This is a genomic window from Spiroplasma sp. SV19, assembly GCF_030060925.1.
Classification (GTDB): Bacteria; Bacillota_I; Bacilli_A; order Mycoplasmatales; family Mycoplasmataceae; genus Spiroplasma.
This window is the reverse complement of the sequence record NZ_CP045455.1, coordinates 1,155,551-1,177,994: the sequence shown is the minus strand read 5'-3', so window position 1 is coordinate 1,177,994 and position 22,444 is coordinate 1,155,551. Positions and strand designations below refer to the sequence as shown.

The following is a 22,444-nucleotide window of genomic DNA, read 5'->3' as shown; positions in this document are numbered from 1 at the left end:
CTTCCTACTTTCTTTTTTAAAGAAAAGATAACTAAAATAATTTTAGTCATCATTATTGTTATTTATCTTTCTTTTCATCATCTTCAGTAATTTCTGGTTCAGATTGATCCGATTGCTCAGATTGTTGATTATTCATATGTTTTGAAGCCTCTGCCATTGCTTGTTCAAGCCCTGCCATTTTTGCTTCTAATCCAGCATAATCTTCTTTGTCTAATAACTCTTTAATTTCTTTAACCATATCTTCTGATGTTTTTAATTGTTCGGCATCCATTTTATCCTTGTTAGTTTCTAATGCTTGATTAATTACGGCAAGATATGATTCAGCCTTATTTCGTAATTCAATGTTTTTTAATTTTTGTTCATCTTTATCTTTATTTTTTTCAGCTTCATCAACCATACGTTGAATTTCTTCTTCTGTTAAACCACCACCATTAGTAATAGTAACAGATTGTTCTTTGTTCGTTTTTAAATCTTTTGCTGCTACCGACACAATTCCGTTAGCATCAATTGAAAACTTAACTTCAATTTGAGGCATTCCTTTTGGCGCTGGATCAATTCCTGATAATTGGAAACGACCCAATGTTTTATTATCCGCCGCCATTTTACGTTCTCCTTGTAAAACATGAATGTCAACCGCTGGTTGGTTATCAGCAGCAGTTGAAAACACTTGTGCTTTTGAAGTTGGAATTGTTGTATTTCGCGGAATTAAGACCGTTGAAACTCCCCCTAATGTTTCAATTCCTAATGATAGTGGTGTTACATCTAGTAGTAAAACATCTTTTACATCCCCAGCTAAAACTCCCCCTTGAATTGCCGCACCAATCGCAACAACTTCATCCGGATTAATAGTACGGTTTGGTTCTTTTCCTAATTCACGTTTAATAACTTCTTGTACCGCTGGAATTCTTGTACTTCCTCCAACTAGTAATACTTGGTCTAACTCACTAGCTTTTAACTTAGCATCTGCCAACGCTTTGCGAACAGGTTCAACTGTACGGTCAACCAAACTTTTTGTCATTTCATCAAATTTTGCTCTTGTTAAAGTTAAATTTAAATGCAATGGATTACCATCACGAGCAGTAATAAATGGCGCTGCAATTTCCGTTTGTAATTGTGAAGATAGATTTTTCTTTGCTTTTTCTGCTTCTTCTTTTAAACGTTGCATTGCCATTTTATCTGTTTTTAAATCAATTCCATTTTCTTTTTTAAATTCTTCAACCATTCATTTAATAATGACTTCATCAAAGTCATCTCCTCCTAAATGGTTATCCCCAGCAGTTGATAAAACTTCAAATGTCCCATCGGCTAAATCTAAGATTGAAACGTCAAATGTTCCTCCCCCTAAATCATAAACTAAGACTTTTTGTTCTTTGTCAACTTTATCAATTCCATAAGCTAATGCCGCTGCGGTTGGTTCATTAATAATTCGTTCAACATCTAATCCCGCAATTTTCCCGGCATCTTTTGTTGCTTGCCGTTGCGCATCATTAAAGTATGCTGGAACAGTAATAACTGCTTTTGATACTTTTTGTCCTAATTTTTTTTCAGCATAACTTTTTAAATAACGTAAAATTTCAGCTGAAATTTGTTCGGGACTATAATCTTTGCTATTAACATGTACTTTATCAGCTGTTCCCATTTTTCTTTTAATTGAACTAATTGTGTTTGGGTTAGTTACTGCTTGTCGTTTCGCAGCATCTCCGACTATAATTTCATCATTTTTAAACGAAACAACTGATGGTGTTGTACGTTGCCCTTCTGGGTTTTCTAAAACTTTAAATTCATTGCCCTCCATTACAGCAACACATGAGTTTGTTGTTCCTAAATCAATTCCAATAATTTTTGACATAATATCTTTCCTTCCTCTCTCTACAATATATTATTTTGCTACTTGCACTGATGCATGACGCAAGACACGATCATGAATCATATATCCTTTTTGCATAATTTGAACAATGCATCCCGAAGCAACCTCAGTTGATTCAACAATTTCAATTGCCGCATGGAAGTTAGAATTAAAGCGTTCGCCCACTTTGGTATCCATTGCGGTAATTCCTTCTTCTTCAAAGACCGTTTTAAACATACGGTGAATCATTTCAAATCCGGTTAAAAAGTTTTTAACCTCGGGTGTGACATTTGTCACTTGTAATGCTCGTTCAAAGTTATCCAAGGTTGGTAATAATTTTTCTGCGATTCCCGCAGCACGATAAAGTTTAATATCAGCTACTTCCGCATGAATTCTTTTCTTTAAATTTTCACCATCTGCTAATGCTAATAACTTTTCTTCTCGTAAGCGCATATTATCTTTTAATAATAAATCAATTTCTTGTTCTAAATCTTCGATAATTGCCAAGTTATTTGCTTCAGCTGTTGGTGTTTCAGTTTCAAGTGAATCTGATGCTAAAGGAGCTGTTTGATTATTAGCTAATTCTTTCCGTAATTTATCAATTTTTTCTTTTAATTGGTTTGGTGAAGATTTGTCATTTTTTTCATTACTCATTAATCTCAACCTTTCTATCTTCTTTTTGATATGCTTCGCGAATGCGATTTGCTAACCACTCTAAAACTTCATAGAGTTTATCATATTCCAAGCGCTTTGGCCCCACCAAAGCGATTCCCCCTTCTTGCATATCATCAACTTTATATGTTGTTGTTAACAATGCCATATCGTCATTATTAAATCCTGTTTCATTTCCAATTTGGATTGAAACTAAATCATCATTCGGATTATCTTGTTGTTTTTTAAAATAATCAAACGGAGAAATTGTTTCAATAAAACGGATAATTTGTTTAATTCGTTCTGGGTTATTATACTCAGGATTTTGTAACATATATTGTAAACCATGGGTTGAATAACTTGGTTTAACAATGCTTGTTAAAGCATTCGCAAATTGTTTTAAAATATATTCATGATGCTTGACTTGTTGTTCTAAAACTGGTCGAATAACATCAAATTTTGCAGTAATATCACTTATTTTAGTATTTTCTAATCGGCTATTAAATAATTCAATTGAAATTTGTAAATCATTAATTGAACTATTTTCGTCAATATTAAACAATTTGTTTTCAACATGGCCATTTGTTAAAACAAAGACAACAACAGCTTGCGTTGCTGAAATTGGTAACAATTCAATTTTCTTTAACATTTCTTCATTAAAGTTTGGACCAACAACAACCGTTGTCAAATTTGTCATTTCACTCAAAATTTGACCAGTTTGATCAAGAATATCATTAATTGACATATTGCGATTAACAAATAATGCTTCAATGCGGTTTTTAATATCATCAATATTTTTTTCATCCATTAGATTATCAACATAATAGCGATACCCTTTTGTTGACGGAATTCGTCCCGATGAAGCATGTTCTTTTTCTAAAAAACCTTCTTTTTCTAAAATTGCACATTCATTCCGAATTGTTGCAGAAGAAGAATCTATTAAGGATGAAGCCATAATAGCTTTACTTCCAACAGGTTGCGCTGTTTTCGTGTATTCTTCCACAATTACTTTCAAGATGTTTTCTTGGCGTTGGGTTAACATCACCAGCACCTCCTAGTTCCAATTCTTATTTAAATTTGGCAATTAACACTAAATAGTGCTAACAATAATATTATAAATTATCATTATCAGAATGCAAGTGCTAATTTAATTTTGTACTGTTTTTAATAACCATTTTGTTATCAACAACATCAATCGTATATGATTTTCCCTCTTGAACTTCTTCGGAAATAATAGCATGCGCAATTAATGACTCAAGGTTTCGTTGAATATAACGTTTAATTGGACGCGCTCCAAATTCACGATCATATCCTTCGTCTAAAATTTTCTCTAACACCGCCCCTGAATAAGTAATACGAATATTTTTACTATTTTCAATACGTTGTGTTAACTCTGATAATTCTTTTTCAATAATTTCCTTAATCACTTCTTTAGATAAAGCATTAAAAGTTACAACATTGTCAATACGGTTTAAAAACTCGGGCTTAAATTTTTTGGCCAATTCTTTTTGAATTAATAAACCAACACCCTCATTGTTTTCATTTAATAAATACTCTGAACCAATATTTGAAGTCATAATAATAATTGTATTTTTAAAATCAACGGTTTTTCCTAACGAATCAGTTAAGTGACCATCTTCTAAGATTTGTAAAAAAATATTCAGGATATCTGGATGGGCCTTTTCAATTTCATCAAATAAGACAATTGAATATGGATTGCGACGAACAGCTTCTGTTAATTGACCACCTTGTTCATGACCAACATAACCTGGTGGAGCACCAATTAACTTACTAACAGAATGTTTTTCCATATATTCAGACATATCTAAACGAACCATTTGTTTTTCTGAATTAAATAAAACATATGCTAAACTACGTGCAACTTCAGTTTTCCCAACTCCGGTTGGTCCTAAAAATAAGAAACTACCAATCGGTTTATTTGGATCTTTAATTCCACTACGACTACGAATAATGGCATCAGAAACCGCTTGAATGGCCTCACTTTGACCACGAACACGGCGACACAAAATTTTATTTAAATTCATTAGTTTTGCTTTTTCAGTTTCCACTAACCGATCAACAGGAATTCCTGTTCATTTTCCAACAATAGCGGCAATCTCACGTTCAGTAACATCTTCTTTTAATAATTGTGACTCTGAAGCACTTTTTTCTTGCTCATGTAATTGTTGTTCTAATTTTGGTAATAGGGCATATTGAATTTCTCCGGCACGATTAAAATCACCGCGTAATTGTGTTTGTTCTAATTCTTTTTTTAATTGTTCAACTTGTGATTTCAAATTCTTTAATTTAGTAATACTTTCTTTCTCAGAATTCCACTGAACTTCTAATTTTTCTTGTTTTGCTTTTAATGGTTTTAATTCATTGGCAATATCAACTAGTCGTTCATTAGAAGCCTTATCTGTTTCTTTTTGTAAGGCCGCCTTTTCAATTTCCAATTGCACAACACGTCGATTCAAGTTATCTAACTCAGTTGGGACTGATGCAATTTCAGTTTTGATTGTTGCTGAAGCTTCATCAATTAAGTCAATTGCTTTATCTGGTAAGAAGCGATCAGTAATATAACGTGATGACAAGTTGACAGCAGCTACTAACGCATTATCATGAATTTTAACCCCATGAAAAGTTTCAAAACGTTCTTTTAATCCTCGTAAAATTGAAATACTTTCATCAATTGTTGATTCAACAACCATTACTTTTTGAAAACGACGTTCTAAAGCAGCATCTTTTTCAATGTATAAGCGATGTTCATCTAATGTTGTCGCCCCAATACAATGTAACTCACCACGAGCTAACATCGGTTTTAATAAGTTACTAGCATCCATACTTCCCTGCGTTTTTCCAGCACCAATAATTAAATGTAATTCATCAATAAATAAAATAATATCGCCATTTGATTCTTTTACTTTATTCATTACCGCTTTTAAACGTTCTTCAAATTCTCCTTGAAATTTAGCCCCTGCAATTAAGGCTCCCATATCTAATTCATAAATTGTTTTATTTTGTAAATTACTAGGAATATCACCTTTAACAATTCGCTGAGCTAATCCTTCAACAATCGCTGTTTTACCAACACCTGGTTCACCGATTAAGACCGGATTATTTTTTGTTTTACGCGATAAAATCCGAATTACCCGATTAATTTCGTCTTCACGCCCAATAATTGGATCTAATTTCCCCGCAATTGCTTCCTTATTAAGGTTTTTAGTAAATTTTTCCAGAACCTTTGGATCTTTTCCTGGTTCATATTGTTGTGCAAATTCCATAAAGTACCCTCCTTTTTTAGCACTCTTAGTCTTGGTCTGCTAATTTAATATCTATATCTTATCATAGTTATTAGCAAAGTCAACTAAATAGTGCTAAAATTTTAAAAATAATTTAATTACATAAATATTAGATATAATAAAAGATAAAGGGAGCAGAAAAAATTTATTCTTAGAAAGGAGTACCAATGAAATTACAACACTTAGATAAAAAAAGATTAATCTTAATTGATTTAGATGGTACCATCTTAATGAATGATGGTAAAACAATCCATCCAAAAACACAAGAAGTAATTAAAAAAGCGGTGAATATTGGTCATAAAGTATGTATTATTACTGGTCGTCCACACCGAGCAAGCATTCGCTTTTATCGCGAATTAGGATTAGATACATTATTAACAAATTTTGATGGTGGTCATATTCATGATCCTTTAAAACGAGAATTTAAGCGGTTAGTTTTCTCAATTGCATATGATGTAATTATGAGTATTATTAATCACCCCCAAGTTAAAAACAATGTCGAAAATGTCTTAATTGAACATTATGACAAGGCTGTTTGCTGAAAAAAAGATGAAGCAATTGAAAACTACTTTCATCTTGATGACGTTGCTGATGATGAATATTTTATTGCTGACCCTTATCATGCTTGAAAAGGTCCTGCAAGCAATATGGCATTATATTTAAGCAGTGCTAACAAAACTGACGAAGTATTAAGAATGTTTGAAAACTTTAAAAACTCTGTTCGAATTAATATCGGTCATTATAGTAGTAAACAAAGTCAAACAATGATTAATATTACAAATAAACTTGTTTCAAAAGGATTTGCTGCTAATATTTTAGCACAATACTATAATGTTGATATTCGCGATGTGATTGCTTTTGGCGATGAAATGAATGATTTAGAGTTATTACAAAATGTTGGTTATGGAATTGCAATGAAAAATGGTAATGATAATCTAAAAACAAGTGCCCGAGGAATTACCCATTTAACCAATGATGAAGGTGGTGTTGGTGATTATTTAGAAAAATTACTAAACGGTGAAGATATTTAAAAAAGGGTTTTCACCCTTTTTTAAATTAAATAGTAATTTTTAAAATATGTCCCATAAAATTCATTTAAAATTTGTCAATTTAAAGCTTTTTGATCATCCGGAGTTAATAACCATTGGGCAAAACCTTCTGCAAATAATTCAGCATTGCCTCCAGTACGACCATAACCCGATTGAATAAATGATCAAGCTGCTAATTGTTGTTGAAATGGAGCATTATTACTAATTCCAACTTTTGTTCCTAAATAACGAACTAACAAATCATTTGGACTATGCATAAAACCACGAATATAAATTAATGTTTTATCTTTAGTTGGTGTACAACGACCAATTGCTGGAGTAATATTACTATTAAAACGAATCCGATTATACGGTCAAACTCATGCATAATTGGAAATGGCATGTCCTATTTCATGGACAATGGTTGAAATATTAGTTGCCGTTGAATGAAAACCAATTTCATATTGTGTTTTACTCATTTTAGCCTGCAGAGAATGTTCTGTAAATGCGAGACATTGTGCTAAACTATTTCCATTCCCGGCTAATTTTGTAAAAGCCAAAACTTGATTATTATTTCCTGTACTACTTTTGGCAATATTATTATTAATTTCGATATTATATACTAGTTTTTGAAAAACAGATAAACCAAAAAAATTAACAAATAAATTAGCAAAAGCAATTAAATTATTACGAAATGGTAACTGCTCTTTTTCATCTAAAGTTAAGACCATCTCCTCTAATTGATATGGGTAAAACTTATTATTTGTCATACCATTAACAACATCGGCAATTGTTTTAAAATGATTAGATGCCTTTTTTTGATTAAATGCTGTTACAACAGTCGGATCTGCTTGGTAAAGCATATTATTTTCACATCGCTTAATAAAAGCTAAATTATTAGCAGTAAATTGTTTTATTTTATTAGTTGCTCCTGATTTTCTAAATGTTGCGCTTACTAATTGACTATTATTTTGTCGTGTTAAATCCACTTTTTGTTTGCTATGTTTAGAATATAATAAACATTCACTATATTCAGCATAATTAATTTGATTATCACCCATTAAAATGCTCCAAAAGAATCAGGCAAACAAAACTCCTAGTCCTAAGCTCACAATTAAAATTACAATCATTGCAATATTTTTTGTTTTTTCCATAACCATTCCCCTTTTAAATAAGATTAGTTTTGTTATAATTATAGGCTAATAAGAATTAGATTATATGTACTATATATTATACCAGAAAATACCTTAAATTAAAATAGGGCGGCATGTTTCTCGTACTTAATCACTGCTCCCATTTTTATCACAATTATTTTATTATTAATGACATTGGACTATGATCCCATTGTGAATGAATTCTTTCATAATTATAAAATTTAACATATTCTTTTATACCATTTATAGCTTGATTAATTGTTTCATATTTATTATAAGATAACCACTCAACAGTTAAATGATAAAAAGTATTTTCTGATAAAGCATTATGTCCTAATTTATAAGATTTTTTCTTACTTAATTTAAAATTATTTTTATTAGCATATTTGATGAAATCGTGATGATAATACTGCATTCCATTATCTGTATATATTATTAAATTTGTTACATTAAAATTATATTTTTTTAAAAAGTCAATTCCTTGTTCTAAATTTGGTTAAACCAAGTTCAAATAAGACATATCAGATGAATATGCTTCACCAATTATTGCTTGTGAACCAAAATCTTTAACTCAATTAAAATATACATAGCCTTCATTTGTTGCAACATATTTAATATCCATAGAAATTACCAAATCCAAAGTATTTTTAAAATTTCCTTTAATTAAATCCATATTTTTGTTTCAACTTTTTGTTAAAGATTTGCCTTTTAAATATGGCATGCCTGTTCTATTTTTATCATGAAGATTATGGTCCTTCATTATTTTATACATTTCTTTTTTACTCAAATTTTCACCTAAATAACCTTTATTTTGATTTTTATTTACTTTTATAAAAGCAAATTTTAATTTACGATAACCATTTACTCGGCCTTTTCGTGTATTATGAAAAATTATTAACCTATGACAAAAATCATCTTTTAAATTATGACAGTTAAAAGTATATAAGTTTTTATCAAGATATTGACGCATTGTCCTAGATGAAATACTAAAAATCTTAGCCACATTATCCAAATGAAAATTTCTTAAATTTAATTTATAATATTCAATTATTTGGAAAATTCTTTCTTCCTTGGTTCTTCAACAAAGGTTTTGAACTTTTTTTGATGTTCATTAATTAATTTTAATTCCTCAACGTTTTTTCTTAATTTTTTAATTTCTTTTTTATTATCTGTTTCAATTTTTCGATCTTTGTTTAAATCAGCAGTAAATAATTTATCACCATGAATGATAATTGATCTTTAATATAAGAAATTGACCCCGTATTTACTCCAAATCTAATTGCAATATCTTTAGTTTTATATCCTTGTTTTACTAAATTAATTATTTCTTCTTTTTGAATTTTTGTTAATTTTGCCATAATAAAACCCCATTTTTCTTAATTTAATTCTACCTTATTTTTAGAAAGAATTAATTGTGACAAAAATCGGTTCATTATTTTAATTCATTATAATGTGTCAATCGAAAACAACGATAACAATACTCTTGTGCTAATTTTTCAACATAACCAATTTGTTCTTGCTTGGTATTTTGTAATGTAACACCACAACTCTGACATTTCTTATAAAATATCATAATCTAACCTGTATTCTCCTTCATCAAAGAAACCTTTATATAAAATGTTTTTTTGTGCTAATCGTTTGTAAATTAAACTTTCTAATAAGCAGATAAATCGATTTGATTCATCAACTCCTGTTACAGGAACGACCAAAATACTTTCCATGTGAGCGCGGTTGACAAATAAAACATCTGTAATTAACTGATCACCAACCATAATCATTTCATGAGGATTAAAATTAAATTGTCGTAAAATAATACGAAAATATTTTAATAAGGGTTTTTTAGCATTTCAATAATAATGTTTAATTCCTACTTTTAATGCAAAACGTTCTGCACATTTTCGAGCATTATTTGAAACTAACACAAATATCATCCCTAAGTCTTGTGTACTTTTTGAATTAAATTTAAATTATCTGCATTTGGAATTATACGATAAAATGGCGTTAAAGTATTATCTAAATCACAAATAAAAACCTTAATTCCATATTTTTTAAAGACTCAAGATTAATCTTATTAACATTTTTAACATAAATTGATGGTTTAAAATAATTTAATAATAAATTACGATCTTTTTTTCCCAAAAATTTTTTTAGCCATTATTAAAAATCCTCATATCTTTCTTTTATCATTATATCAAGATTCAATAAAAAAGTTATTCTTTAATGAAAAAGAATAACTTTGCAAATGATTTAATGGATTGTAATTTCATTAATAAAATACTTATCATACTGTAATTCAACAACAATTTTAATAATCTTATTATTAATTTTATATTCAAAAACATTGTCAACTGTTTACAATAATACCTCTACTTTATACTCACCCATTTAGCACCTTATAATAATGTTCCATTGCTAACTGATGTACTTCACGAGTTGGATGAATATCATCAAAAAAGAAATAATCTTTAATATTTGCCTCGGTGGGGATCTTAGGATTTCGTTCTGCATGATAAGCATGTGTTTTCATAACATTCATAAAATTGATATCTAAAATATTAAAACTAACCTTAAGTTCAGCCCCTGAATGCTTAGCTTTAAATTCTTCCATTAAAACTGGTAGATTATCATAAAATCCTCATTCACGAACAGCATGCTCATAATAGCAATTAACTACTTTAATCATATCTTTAACACGAGAATGCAATTCAGTTGAAAGATTAGTTGCACGTTGTTTTGTATTAGGATCACTATTAACATATCGTGGTACTAAACTAATATCTGGCGCATCACTAAAAACAATTTTTCGAATTCCATTATTTAACAAAGTAAATAATGTTTCTTGAATTCGTTCAACAGTTTGTTTCATTAATGTTGATTCCTTTTGAGGATCAACTTCATTAATTAATTGTAATAAATCATTCCCACCAATTTCGATAAGAACTAAATCCGTTGCTCGTAATTTATGTTGGCTAACTAAAGCACGGGCTTGTTTTTCAAGCGTAACTTTATTTAATACTATTCCTTCTATTCCAACAACATCAGCAGCGGTAGCACCACCAACCGCATAATTACGGCCAAACTTAGGTTCACCTTTATCATCTGGTACTCCTGGTTTAATGTCTTTAAAACCTAGTTTATCATTTAATAAAACAGCCGCTGTTTTACCATTGCTAAAACTTCCATATTGATAATCTTCTAAATTCGTTTTATCATCAGTTCCTAATTTAAATTCAAAATCAAAGTCATTTTTTAACAATTTTTCAAGCCCATGTGAATCACTTAAGCTATCTCCTAAAATATAATAATTTGTAAATTGTAAATTAGTTTCTGAATCATCAATCGCTTTTGATTTATCAATATCTTTTCCGATTAATAATAAATTATCCTGAATTTCTGGAGTAAATGCACAACTAATTACCGTAACGGTACTAGATGTTGCTAAAGTAAAAACAGTTAATAATGTAAAAATCTTTTTCATATCTATATGTCTGCTTTATTTAATTTTTAATAATGATAATCACAATCACCGGTAACATTGTTATTACCAAAAATGGTTACATTAAAATAGAAACGGTTCTGGTTCTTATTGCATCCAAGATACTAATAAAATTTGGATGATATAAATCACTAACCATAATTGGTGCAATAATATATTTTTCTGTTAATATGGCATTAACACAAATAATATCACTGCCAATTAATGTCATAGCATAATCTAAACCACTAATATTAGGACCATACTGTCAACCATTTAATTATAATGATTTTAATATTAATTATTTATTGAACAAGAGTATAGTAATGTAAAGCAACACTAAACATTTATTTAATACTTTTGCTCTTAAAAGTTTATTGAATTCTTATATTGCCATAACTAAAAGAATGAAACTTAACAGTAACACTCTTATCAAATTCAATTAAATTAAGTCCAAGATCATCTAAATCAATATTTTTTTAACTAGTAATTGTTATTCCACAACAATTACTAAACTAAGCATCAACAAAAGATAAATACTTTTTTTAATTGCGTTATTTTAGTTTGGATTTTCATAATAATTTAACGATAATAAAATATCTACTTCATATAAAGATTTTAAAATGGTATTAATAAGGTTCTTATAAATTTTAATGTTACTATTTACAAGAAACTTTCCTTTGAAGAAAAGCACATTAAATTTGTGTTTTTAAACTATTAATAAATTTTAGAGATTCTAATTCCGGCCCCAAAATTGTTAAACCAATCCCCAATAATTATAAAATGCTAAAATTCCTAGTTAAATAAATTTTACTTTCTTTGAAAAATTACTTAACATTTTATTTTTCCTTATTATTTATACAACTATTTTAAAAACACAATAAAACCATTAAATTTAGTTAATTTAGTTATTTAAAATATAACTAACTATATTATAATTAAACAATTATGAAAAAACAAATAAATACTCAAAATTTAATAAGAAGGATAGTAAGAAATAATTAGAACTTTTAACGATAAATTTTATTTGAGATAACAACAATTATCCCCTCAAACAAAAGACTAAACGTCTTTTTCTTATTTAGTTATTTTTATTTTACCGATTTTATAACTTTATGCAACAGCAAAAGAGAAATAGATTGTATAAAGAAAGTGATTGATATAGAACATATAATTTAATTGCTATTCTAGGAGCACCATAAATTTCATTATTCTCAATGAATGTTTTACGTACTAATTCTAACTTTTCTTTTGAAAATCTTGATTTATATTCAGGTTTTCCTCTTTTAACTCATTTTAAATATCCCTCATAGGTAATACCAATTAATTTGCAAATATTACGTTTAATATCAAATAATTTATTGTTTTTATTAAAAAATTATTTATCTCTTTAAAATTATGATTTATTTCTTGTCTTTTTTTCGTAAACTTTCCGCAAGGGGTTGGAATTTTTTTAGAAAATTAATCTGCGCTTTTAACAAGGCATTTTCTTTTCGAAGTTTTTCTACTTCATTTTGTTCTTGTTTTGGTTTTCTTCCCACATTACTATGATTTTTATGTAATCCAGACTTATTTACTAACTCATTAATTCCAAAATTTTTATAATTTTTACCCACTTGCGAAGTATAATTTCGCTAATCCCATAATGCTTTTTTCATTTTTGATAATTAATTGTTACTTTCCCAATAAGATTATTTGGATTATTAATAATATTTTGAACAATCTCTAATTTTTCATCTGTTGTTTTTATTGGCATAAATAAAACTCCTCACTATTATTTTAACTTTAAAAACTTAAGTTTTTATTGTAAAGTTAACTTTAATGAGGAGCTACATATAGTTGTTTTATACAAATTCCAATGAACAAAAAATTTGGATGATATCAATAATAAAAAACATCCGCAACAAACGGATGTTAAAACATTAATATAAACAAGATGATAGTGGCCATTAGAATCTTCTAATAACCATTTTGATTGTAGCATTTGGATACAAAAAACTATTTTTTAATAAAGAAAAATATTAATCATTATTTTCTTCATCATCTTCTGATAAGTTTTTAATTTTCTTTTTGTCAATTTTAATCCAGCCAGAAGTTTGTTTTTCTTGATTCATTTGTAATCAAGCATGATAATTTGGATCTTTTGGATTATTTGCTGCTTTTCGTAATTTTAATTTTTGTTCTAATGTTAAATTACTAGGATCAAAATATTCACCTTCATTGGCATATTGATCACCATCAATTGCTGCTTTTGCTTTTTTAGCTGCTGCTAAAATTTCAGCCATTGTTTTCTCTGCCATTATATCCCTCCAATATGATACCATATATAGTAATATTATAACATTCTTTAAAAATAACACCGTAATTACCAATATAATTATTAAAAAAGAAAATACCCTATTACTTTTCTCTTATCAAACTATTAACTAATAAATTTAATATCACTGTTGTTTTAAATTCCATCAAATGTTTCAGCATAAACATTATCATACATATTTAAACCTTGAATTAATTGAATTGTCTTTTTTGTTAACTTAATTTTTTCAATATTATTATTCTCTTTAATATGTTGTAATGTTTCTGACTTCACAATTGGTTGAATGCTAAAGTATTTAACTCATGCTAAAACTAATTGGGCAACTGTACAATTATATTTTTTTGCTTCCGTAATTAGAAGTTGATTTTCTAAAACCTTAGTAATTGACGAATATGCTTGCACTAAAATATTTTTATCTTGGCAATATTGTACACGATCTCAACGTTGATTAAAAGGACTAAATTCAATTTGATTAATATTAGGGTAAATCCCTGTTTTTTCAAATAATACTTCAATCATATCTTTATCAAAGTTGCTGACCCCAACAACACGAATTAAACCTTGCGCTTTGCATTGTAATAATTCACCATAAGCTTTAATTGTTTTATGAAAATTCATATTTGGACGGTGAATTAAAACAATATCTAAATAATTAACATCTAGTCGTTTTAAAGCTTCTAATACCGCATTTGTTGTATTATCTGCTTCAATATCATCACATCAAATTTTTGTTTCAATAATTACATCTTCTCGTTTGGTATTATTAGTAATTAAATATTTTTTAATTGCTTGACCAACCATTTCTTCATTTTGATAAACTTTAGCAGTATCAATAATTTTATAACCATTTTCTAAGGCATTGATAATTGCCTCTTCTTTTTTTAAAAATAAAGTCCCAAATCCAATCTTTTCCAAACGGAACGGCATCTTACTAACCTCCTCTAAACTATTTACTATATTTGTTTAATAAATCTTGAACATTATTTATGATGGGATATTTTGAAATAATTTGATGATAAATATTGTTATAACCAATAAAAGAATGAACAACATACTCATGGTCAATAATTTGCAATGGTTTTAAAACAGTCCCACCGGTTAAACTAGCAGCAAAAAACATTGCTTCTTCATCAGCAACAAGATCTCGTTCAGAAAAAATTGTATCATAACTAATTTTCTTATGAACCAAAGCCTGTTGTTCAATTTTCATCCGGTCTTTCGTTTCCTTTTCATTTGGTCAAACTTGTTCATATGCTGTTAAACGCGCAAACATTTTATAATTAGTTGCAATTGCTAAAGCACCCATTAAAACACCTTCGGGTGCGCCACCAATTCCATATAAAAAATCTGCTTTTTTTAACACAACATCAATTGCTCCCAAAACATCACCTTCATTAATTAATTCAACATGAATTCCCAGATTTTGCATTGTCTTAATAATTGCCTGATGACGAGGCTTATTTAAAATGATACATGATAAATTTTGTTTAATATTTAATAAAGTTAATAATATTTTCTCAATTGGTTGAGAAAAATCAATTGTCGTTGCTAATTCCTCTGATAAAAACAATTTTTCCATATACATTTCTGGAATTTGCAACATTGTATCAATTTTAGCAATAGCAATACATGAGATTGAACCCGGTTCATTTTTACTGGCCGGAACAGTTCCTTCAATTGGATCAACCGCAATGTCAATTGTAATTGCTTGTTGATGCGAAAAGGTTTGTCCTTGATACAACATTGGAGCTGCATCAAGTTCACCTTCACCAATTGCAATTTTTGCTTTAACATCATTGTTTGTTAATAACTTGTTAATGATATCAACCGCTTTTTGATCTAACATATTTTTATCATTTTTGCCAACTAATTCATATGCAGCAATCACAGCTAACTGGACTGCGCGTAAAAATAAAAGACTATTTGTTTCCATTGTTCATTCCTTTGCTTGCTATTAATATTTAATCACATAATTGCAAAAATAAAAATGTAAAATAACTTACATTTTGTTTTTTATTAATGTTTTACACGTGATGCTTTTGGAATTTTTCCAAACAATTCATGAAAGGCCCGCTTTCAACCAACCTTGCCAGCATACATCAAAAACTCATTGCTGGAGATAACAAAAGTACAAAAAACAATTGGAATAACATATACTCAGTAGTATCAAGTTGGTTCTAAAATTTCATTTGGGACATTAGCAGCAATAAAGATATACTGTCAAATTGGAGTTCAAAAGAACATTAATAATTGTGTTGATGTTGTATAAGTTGGTCCTGACATTGCTAAACAAGCATAATATAACATTCGTGAGCTACCCATAAAGATTCCACCAAAAATAAAAATTAAGGCATATTGGTAATATTGAAAATTAGCAAATACTTTATAACCTTCAACAAAACTTTGGTGTGAAGCAACAGCGGCAATTGGTGTTCCCAACACTAACATTAACAATGCTGATGAACCTGTTTTAATTGAAACTGTTTCATGATTAGTAAAATTAATTTTTGAAGAATTCATTAAGTGTGACATTCCCAACGCTTCCATCGCATATAAGGCGGCTGTTATTAGAGCCAAGCACATTCCTCCAATTGATTTTCATGTTAAACCTTCATTAATAGCAAAGTGAATTGACATTCCTAAAATTAAACAAGTTGAAATGGCCAAGGCAGTTCACGTATATTTACTTTGACGAGCACGAAAGAAAATTGCACTCCCAACTCCCGCTAAAATAACATTTAAGTTTAATAACAATCCTGGAACTGTTCCATCAGTTTGTCCAATATTATTAATTGTTAATAACACTGATAATTGGAAAAAAACCATTGCAAACGGTCCCCCTAAAAATCCGTATAAAACAACTAATCAGGTTTCTTTATGACGCAGCATTTTGAAAAAATTAATAAAGTTCTTTGGCTTATAAAAAATAAACATTACAAGCGCCGCCATTATTTCCTGCATTGTAACATAAAAAGTTGCATTAATTGGTGATGCTAAGTTACCATAAGGCCCTTGTTCTGGAATTATATATAACATTAGTGGCACAAACGAATATCCAACAGCTGAAATTAATCCATATACAATTCCTAAAATAATTCGGCGTTTTGAACGGATTAAATCCAAATCATTTTTTGTTTCTTCTACTTTTAACAAATCTTCATCAATATGATTACTCTCTTTTGCATTTATCATTTTATATTTCCTAATCCTATCTCTTATTACAACATATTATCTATAATTTCTAATTTTCTTCAAAATTATTAGTTATATCTTACACCAAATAGAGTCAAAAGTTAATTTTTTTTAATTTTTTTTCAATTCTTTTAAAGTAGGAATATAATAATAATGAATATATATGGGAGATTTATAAATAATGAAAAATAAAGGAAACAAAATTAGTAACTATGAAGAATATGAAATAATTAAAAAAAATATTAAACAAGCAGAAAAATTATTAAAACATTATACACAACAAACACACGAATCACGACAACAATTATTAATAAAATTAGAACGGTTAAAAAATCATCCTGATCAAACAAAAGAATTTAAGTTAAAATTGCAACTAGAACAATTAAATTCAAAAGAGTCAAAAATGGTTCACCGCTTTGTTAATAAAATCGTGAGTTATGAAGAACAATTAATTAATGTTGAGGATAAATTAGGTCTTGACGATGATGTCAGAATTACAAAGATTCGTAATATTAATAAAAAAGAAGTAATCAAACAAGAAACTTCTTTAGAACTTCGAAACTATTTGAAGAAAACACAAGTTAGAGGTTATATGTATCTTATCTTGGCAGGATTTATTTGTACAATTGCTTTTGACTATTTTTTATCACCATCAAAAGTTTTGCCACCAGGGATTGGAGCATTAGGAAAAATTTTTGCTCAATTTATTTTTCCACCATTAAATAGTGATAACATCAATAATGCCAATTTAATGTATTATGTTTTTTATATTGTTAATAATATTCCCTTAATTATTTTTAGTTGATTTTTTGTAAGTCATCGTTTTACCATTAATACGATTATTTTTATGATTGCCCAAACAGTGTTTCATATTGTACTAAACGGTGTTGGTTCTTATCATGGTATTCCTTATATTAATGCTAACGACTTTCACTTTTTACAAGACCTAAATAAAATTACTGACCCAACAGTTCATGATTTATGAATCTTCTTCTTTGGGTTAATTGCCGCAATTCTAAATGGAATTGCCTTTGGGTTTTTATACATCGCTGATGCATGTCCTGGTGGAACTGATTTTGTTAATAACTATATTTCACGAACAAAGAAAAAACCAGTTGGTAATATTTCAATTATTGTTAATACAGTCTTAATGCTGATTACTTGAGCAATGAGTTATGCCGTAAAAACCCCAAATCCAAACCCATCCTTTGCAACCTACTATTTCTCAGCACCATTCTTTGCTGCCTTCATGGTAATTATTATTTGTGGGATTGTTTCAAATCGAGTTTTCCCTCGTTACAAAAATACTTCATTGCTAATTATTAGTGATAAACCAGAAGTTATTATTAACCGTTTAAAAGAAAATGGCTTTGCGCATAATACCTTATGAAAAGTTACTACTAATTATAATGGTGAATACAAAGATAACACTTATATGGTGATGATAACTATTCCCCTAACAATGTTTAAACGAATTGCTGAAACCATCTTATTAGCTGATAACGATGCCATTATTCGGGCTCAAACAACTTATAAAGCTAAACATATGCCCCATAATGATAATTAAGATATTTCTTAAAATAAAATAGCACCCAATTGGGTGCTATTTTATTTTTAACTATGATCCATAAATTTATAACGGTTAAATAAATAACATAATAATCACGTTGCAAAAGCATTGACAACAAGCAAGGTAGTTAATGTTCCAATTAGACTTCTCTTATTATTAGGAGCCATTGTTTTAAAGTCATATTCATAATACTTATTATTTACTTTATGCACATCATATAAAACTTGAGTTGGGAAAGAGACATCGGCAAATAACCATAATGTATAAGGATCAATTAACTGCTTTAATGTAATATCAAAATGAGTAACAAAATAAACATTTCTAACAATTTTACTAATATAACTGTCTAATACTGTTACAACAGAATGCTTGCTATAAATATAGTCCCAAAGTGCTTTTTCTCGTAATTCTGATTGTTGTGCAAAAGTATTATTTATAGTATTAAAAATATTTTTTAAAAAAGCAGAATGTTCCAAAATTAAATAAGAAAAATATTCTTCAAAAAATGAAGAGTTATTTTGAATAATTAAATTCTTAATTTCTAAAAATTTTAATTTTAATTGTTCACCTTTTTTTAAAAAATTGCTTAACAAATTAAACTCATTTTCTTTCTTAAAAGTTTTTAATAATTCTTTTTGTATAGTATTAACATAAGTGTTTTGTTTGAAAGTTGAGTCCTTATTAATATAACCATTTCGATATAATGGGATGTACGTATTAAATCTAGAATCTACGAGATTAATATTTAATTTTATCCCAAAATCAGACTTCTGTAATCTCTTGTTTTCAATAAAAATAAAATTATAAATTTTGTTTTCATTACTATATTCTAAATTATTTTTAACACTTTGAACAAATGTATTAATAATATTTTCATCATTAATTAACGGAGAATCAATAATATAACTACTCATTTGATAAAATGCCTTAATATTTTTATCTAAATTATTTTCCTCTAAACTTTTTAATAAATTTAAATAATACGGATTTTGTGAAATTAAAAAATAATTTGTATCAATATAGCTTAAGTCCAACACTTTTAGCTTGCTTCTGTTATAGCTATCTCTATATGGCACCTGGTCCTTTAAAAAAAATTGACCATAATTAGAAGCATACGGTATTAAAGGCAAAATTCAAAACAAAGCACTGAAAAGAAGACTAAGGAAAGTAATAAAAGTTAAAGCAAAAAGTTTTGATGTAATAAAGCAAAAAAGAAAAATAATTGGAACCAATAATATTAAATATAATAAAATTACTAAATAAAATTTTAAATAAATAAAATAATCATAAGCATCAGTATCTCGCAATAAAATAGTTAAAATAACACTTGGTAATAACAATAGAATTGTAAAAAATAAAGCGCTAAAACAATAGAAAAAAGTTAGTTTAAAAAAAATTAAATTACTTCGGTGTTTAAAATTAAGCACATATGTATAAAGAATTCCATTATTTTGTTCTTCTTTAAAATTAACAATAATTAAATAAGTAACAAAAATTGGAATAAAAATAAAGTATACTATTCGGAAAAAACCCATAATAAGAGTAGCAGAACCACTTTTAATTACTCATGCATAATTTAAAAAGAAAAAAGTAAAAAAAGTTATTGTTATAACAAGACCAAAAAGTAATCACAATCATATTATTTTTGATTTGAAATTTTTTTTAAATAAAAATAATCATAATCTCATTAAAAAACAACTCCTTTTCCCCATCTTCTTGTTTAGCCTCTTCAATTTGTCCATAATATAATTGTTCAAGGTTCTCTTGTTTATAATCAAAATTTTTATTATATAAAATTTGTCCTTCATTAAGGATAACAACATAATTAATTAAAGATTCTAATTCTGACAAAATATGTGAAGCAATAATAATTGTTATTTTTGGATTTCTTTGATGTAACTTAAAAATTAACTTACAAACTTGTTTTCTAGAATCAGGATCTAAATTAGCAGTTGGTTCATCTAAAACTAATAAATCCGGATCATTAAGTAAACTTAAAGCTAATAAAAACTTTTTTTCATTCCACTAGAAAATTTAGCAAAACTTTTGTGTGCATGTTCAGTTAAATCAAAATATTCTAGTACTCTTGGAATTAGTTTTTTTGCTGTTTGATAATTAATTTTTGTAATAAAAGCTTGGTAAAATAAAATGTCTTTTGCACTTATACTACGATTAAAAAAACTATTGGCAGGTGCAAAACTAATTTTTTTTGCATTAATAAAAAAGTCATCATATTTTAGGACTGATCTTTCCTAATCAGTCCTAAAATAATTTTAATTAAGGTTGTTTTACCTGCTCCGTTAGGTCCAACCAAACCAATAATTTGACCATCATCAATATTTAAATTAATGCCACTAAGAATTTTTTTATGTTTATATCCAAAAGATAATTCTTGACATCTAACTTTTATCATTTTTAAAATTCCTTCCCTATAAACCTTAGTTTTCCAGTAATCTAATTTCATTTTCTAATTTGTTAATACTAGCAAGTGCTCTTTTCAATTGCTCTTGTAAATTTATTAATGTATGTTCCGTATATTTTTTATTTAAATGAAATGTTGTTTTAAAATTTTTAATTACCAAATATTGATTTCACCAAATACCAATATCATTCACATTTTCAATAATACGCCCTCCAACTTCTCTTGTCAGATTATTTTTATTCTTAAATTTAATACTAGCATGTTCATAGACTCATCAACCATGAGACATTTTATATTTTTTATCTAAATGAATCCAAATTGAACTATTCGTAAAATCATCACTAAGATCATCATAAAACATTGGCAAATTATTATAATATATTTCATGATAGCTATCATCCATTTTTTCTATCCAACTCACCCATCCAGCTTGACCATGATAAACATCATAAGTAAAACTTATTTTATTTAATTTTGGTTGATAATATCGTAACCAATTAAAATTAGTTTTTCTCTCTGCATGAAAATTATCTCAATAGTATGCTTCTGGTTTTGTTATTCCAATTTGAGCAATAGCAATTTCCTCTTTTAAATCTTTAATCTTATTTTGTAAAATTCTAATTTGCTCTAGTTTAATTTTAATAATATTATATTTTTCATCACTAGCAATATTAGTTAAATTATTCATCATATTAGTTAATTGAATTATAACTGCATCTTTAAATTGAATTACCTCAAATAAAAAACTAATAATAGTATCCTTATTATCAAGATTAAAACTACTTATACGATTAATTAAAGTATGACAACGAGAAATTAAATGTGATATTTGTGATGGATCTTTTTTACGCATTTTTTCTAATATTAAAACCATATTTTGTAAATTATTTTTAACTTTATCTCGAATATCACTACTATATCTATCTAATAAATTAATTATCATTGTTTTATCATCAGTTGCTATCAATTCATTTTTTAATTCATATAAACGGGTGATTACTCCAATATTTTTATAATCTCCTTTTATTAATACTTCATCAATTTCATTAATTAATTCTGTCTTAAGAGACATCCAATTAATATTTTGGTTTTGTAATTTCATAAATGTATTAATATATGTTTGAAAAAAACCTAAATCAGCATTTGCTAATGTTATTTGCTCCTTGGCAGTAATTATATTATTTAAATCATTATTTTGTTGAGATTGATAATTTAAAGGTATTATATTCATTGATGTTCCCATAATAATGGCTGTTAACAACATCTTTTTCATAATATCGGTCCTTTCTTTTACTTGTTAATATTCAATATATCTTCATAGTAAATTTCTTGAAAGTTAATATTACTGTAAAATTATTTTTTCATTGTTAATTCTAAGTTACATTTAAATTTTTTAAATGGTAATTTAATTTTATCATAAGACAAATAAAAAAAGCAATGTTAATATTGCTTTATCCTGTGAAAACCATACACATTTAAGACCACCT

24 protein-coding genes are annotated in these 22,444 nt (G+C 27.7%); 2 read left to right on the top strand and 22 right to left on the bottom strand.

The features are described 5' to 3' along the window. Window positions 1-58: 58 nt before the first annotated feature. The 4 genes from dnaK to E7Y35_RS05660 form a co-directional block, all read right to left on the bottom strand. A complete protein-coding gene (dnaK, locus tag E7Y35_RS05675; RefSeq protein WP_283272024.1) occupies window positions 59-1,849 on the bottom strand; it encodes a molecular chaperone DnaK in 1,791 nt (596 codons plus the stop codon). Between the two features lie 30 nt (window positions 1,850-1,879). Continuing rightward, entirely contained in the window at window positions 1,880-2,500 is a 621-nt protein-coding gene (locus E7Y35_RS05670) for a nucleotide exchange factor GrpE (RefSeq protein WP_283272023.1), read from the bottom strand. Further along, window positions 2,493-3,539: a heat-inducible transcriptional repressor HrcA gene (hrcA, locus tag E7Y35_RS05665; protein ID WP_283272022.1), complete on the bottom strand. Its 1,047-nt coding sequence runs from the start codon at window positions 3,537-3,539 to the stop codon at window positions 2,493-2,495. The genes E7Y35_RS05670 and hrcA overlap by 8 nt, the downstream gene beginning before the upstream one ends. Window positions 3,540-3,639: 100 nt before the next feature. Further along, window positions 3,640-5,781: an ATP-dependent Clp protease ATP-binding subunit gene (locus tag E7Y35_RS05660; protein WP_283272021.1), complete on the bottom strand. Its 2,142-nt coding sequence runs from the start codon at window positions 5,779-5,781 to the stop codon at window positions 3,640-3,642. 185 nt (window positions 5,782-5,966) lie between these two features. On the opposite strand from E7Y35_RS05660, the gene E7Y35_RS05655 reads away from it, so the two are divergent. Next, window positions 5,967-6,830: a Cof-type HAD-IIB family hydrolase gene (locus E7Y35_RS05655; RefSeq protein WP_283272020.1), complete on the top strand. Its 864-nt coding sequence runs from the start codon at window positions 5,967-5,969 to the stop codon at window positions 6,828-6,830. A 20-nt stretch (window positions 6,831-6,850) separates the two neighbouring features. Here the strand turns inward: E7Y35_RS05655 and E7Y35_RS05650 are convergent, their stop codons facing one another. The 14 genes from E7Y35_RS05650 to E7Y35_RS05585 form a co-directional block, all read right to left on the bottom strand. Next, window positions 6,851-7,981 (bottom strand): hypothetical protein, encoded by a 1,131-nt coding sequence (locus E7Y35_RS05650; RefSeq protein WP_283272019.1) that lies wholly within the window; start codon window positions 7,979-7,981, stop codon window positions 6,851-6,853. A gap of 154 nt (window positions 7,982-8,135) precedes the next feature. Continuing rightward, window positions 8,136-8,396 carry an IS3 family transposase gene (locus tag E7Y35_RS05645; RefSeq protein ID WP_283272018.1) on the bottom strand — a complete coding sequence of 87 codons (261 nt, stop codon included), beginning with the start codon at window positions 8,394-8,396 and terminating at the stop codon, window positions 8,136-8,138. A gap of 81 nt (window positions 8,397-8,477) precedes the next feature. Then, a complete protein-coding gene (locus E7Y35_RS05640; protein WP_283272017.1) occupies window positions 8,478-8,951 on the bottom strand; it encodes a hypothetical protein in 474 nt (157 codons plus the stop codon). Window positions 8,952-9,174: 223 nt separating this feature from the next. After that, window positions 9,175-9,339 carry a helix-turn-helix domain-containing protein gene (locus E7Y35_RS05635; protein ID WP_283272016.1) on the bottom strand — a complete coding sequence of 55 codons (165 nt, stop codon included), beginning with the start codon at window positions 9,337-9,339 and terminating at the stop codon, window positions 9,175-9,177. A 74-nt stretch (window positions 9,340-9,413) separates the two neighbouring features. Next, a complete protein-coding gene (locus E7Y35_RS05630) occupies window positions 9,414-9,554 on the bottom strand; it encodes a zinc ribbon domain-containing protein (protein WP_283272015.1) in 141 nt (46 codons plus the stop codon). Continuing rightward, window positions 9,541-9,903, bottom strand: a complete 363-nt coding sequence (locus E7Y35_RS05625) for an HAD hydrolase-like protein (RefSeq protein ID WP_283272014.1) — start codon at window positions 9,901-9,903, stop codon at window positions 9,541-9,543. Before E7Y35_RS05625 ends, E7Y35_RS05630 begins: the two co-directional genes overlap by 14 nt. A 449-nt stretch (window positions 9,904-10,352) precedes the next feature. After that, window positions 10,353-11,459 (bottom strand): SGNH/GDSL hydrolase family protein, encoded by a 1,107-nt coding sequence (locus E7Y35_RS05620; RefSeq protein ID WP_283272013.1) that lies wholly within the window; start codon window positions 11,457-11,459, stop codon window positions 10,353-10,355. Between the two features lie 76 nt (window positions 11,460-11,535). Continuing rightward, on the bottom strand, window positions 11,536-11,688 hold the full coding sequence (locus E7Y35_RS05615) for a hypothetical protein (protein WP_283272012.1): 153 nt from the start codon (window positions 11,686-11,688) through the stop codon (window positions 11,536-11,538). A gap of 1,171 nt (window positions 11,689-12,859) precedes the next feature. Further along, complete coding sequence (locus tag E7Y35_RS05610) at window positions 12,860-13,072, bottom strand: hypothetical protein (RefSeq protein WP_283272011.1); 213 nt, start codon at window positions 13,070-13,072, stop codon at window positions 12,860-12,862. Then, entirely contained in the window at window positions 13,033-13,212 is a 180-nt protein-coding gene (locus tag E7Y35_RS05605; RefSeq protein ID WP_283272010.1) for a hypothetical protein, read from the bottom strand. Before E7Y35_RS05605 ends, E7Y35_RS05610 begins: the two co-directional genes overlap by 40 nt. Before the next feature lie 265 nt (window positions 13,213-13,477). Continuing rightward, window positions 13,478-13,756, bottom strand: a complete 279-nt coding sequence (locus E7Y35_RS05600; protein ID WP_283272009.1) for a hypothetical protein — start codon at window positions 13,754-13,756, stop codon at window positions 13,478-13,480. A 152-nt stretch (window positions 13,757-13,908) separates the two neighbouring features. After that, window positions 13,909-14,700: an aldo/keto reductase family protein gene (locus tag E7Y35_RS05595; RefSeq protein WP_283272008.1), complete on the bottom strand. Its 792-nt coding sequence runs from the start codon at window positions 14,698-14,700 to the stop codon at window positions 13,909-13,911. A gap of 19 nt (window positions 14,701-14,719) precedes the next feature. Further along, window positions 14,720-15,706: a fructose-bisphosphatase class II gene (locus tag E7Y35_RS05590; RefSeq protein ID WP_283272007.1), complete on the bottom strand. Its 987-nt coding sequence runs from the start codon at window positions 15,704-15,706 to the stop codon at window positions 14,720-14,722. A gap of 83 nt (window positions 15,707-15,789) precedes the next feature. Next, the gene (locus E7Y35_RS05585; protein WP_283272006.1) at window positions 15,790-16,965 is read right to left on the bottom strand and encodes a DMT family transporter; all 1,176 of its coding nucleotides are present in this window, start codon (window positions 16,963-16,965) and stop codon (window positions 15,790-15,792) included. Between the two features lie 181 nt (window positions 16,966-17,146). Between E7Y35_RS05585 and E7Y35_RS05580 the strand changes: the two genes are divergently transcribed. Beyond that, the gene (locus tag E7Y35_RS05580) at window positions 17,147-18,532 is read left to right on the top strand and encodes a YitT family protein (protein WP_283272005.1); all 1,386 of its coding nucleotides are present in this window, start codon (window positions 17,147-17,149) and stop codon (window positions 18,530-18,532) included. Between the two features lie 47 nt (window positions 18,533-18,579). Here the strand turns inward: E7Y35_RS05580 and E7Y35_RS05575 are convergent, their stop codons facing one another. The 4 genes from E7Y35_RS05575 to E7Y35_RS05565 all read right to left on the bottom strand — a co-directional run bounded on the left by E7Y35_RS05575 (window position 18,580) and on the right by E7Y35_RS05565 (window position 22,230). Beyond that, complete coding sequence (locus E7Y35_RS05575; RefSeq protein ID WP_283272004.1) at window positions 18,580-20,223, bottom strand: hypothetical protein; 1,644 nt, start codon at window positions 20,221-20,223, stop codon at window positions 18,580-18,582. Beyond that, the gene (locus E7Y35_RS07145; protein WP_502957523.1) at window positions 20,198-20,539 is read right to left on the bottom strand and encodes an ATP-binding cassette domain-containing protein; all 342 of its coding nucleotides are present in this window, start codon (window positions 20,537-20,539) and stop codon (window positions 20,198-20,200) included. The genes E7Y35_RS05575 and E7Y35_RS07145 overlap by 26 nt, the downstream gene beginning before the upstream one ends. Before the next feature lie 232 nt (window positions 20,540-20,771). Next, window positions 20,772-20,948: an ATP-binding cassette domain-containing protein gene (locus tag E7Y35_RS05570; protein ID WP_283272003.1), complete on the bottom strand. Its 177-nt coding sequence runs from the start codon at window positions 20,946-20,948 to the stop codon at window positions 20,772-20,774. Between the two features lie 25 nt (window positions 20,949-20,973). Beyond that, window positions 20,974-22,230 (bottom strand): hypothetical protein, encoded by a 1,257-nt coding sequence (locus tag E7Y35_RS05565; protein ID WP_283272002.1) that lies wholly within the window; start codon window positions 22,228-22,230, stop codon window positions 20,974-20,976. Between the last annotated feature and the right edge of the window lie 214 nt (window positions 22,231-22,444).